Source organism: Bacillus sp. SIMBA_154 (assembly GCF_046536015.1).
Classification (GTDB): domain Bacteria; phylum Bacillota; class Bacilli; order Bacillales; family Bacillaceae; genus Bacillus; species Bacillus pumilus_P.
In genome coordinates this window covers 1-254 of record NZ_JAWJBV010000441.1, presented here as the reverse complement: position 1 = coordinate 254, position 254 = coordinate 1, and the positions used below count along the sequence as shown (strand labels likewise).

At 46.5% G+C, this 254-nt stretch carries 1 protein-coding gene; it reads left to right on the top strand.

Annotation, left to right across the window (positions count from 1 at the left end; translation table 11 throughout):
• Nucleotides 1-254: HsdM family class I SAM-dependent methyltransferase (locus tag R0K30_RS22685; protein ID WP_410613191.1), on the top strand; the 254-nt coding region annotated here is incomplete at both ends.

Genomic DNA, 254 nt, shown 5'->3' with positions numbered 1-254 from the left:
ACCCGCCGTTTGGTACCAGCAAAGGAGGCGAGGCCAGCAATACCCGAAATTTCACTCACAAAACTAGTAACAAACAGTTAGCGTTTTTACAGCATATTTACCGCAACTTAAAACCCGGTGGCCGTGCTGCTGTGGTATTACCGGATAATGTGCTGTTTGAAAACTCTGACGCAGGATTAAGTATTCGTCGTGACTTAATGGACAAATGCAACCTGCACACGATTTTGCGCCTACCCACAGGGATTTTTTACGCC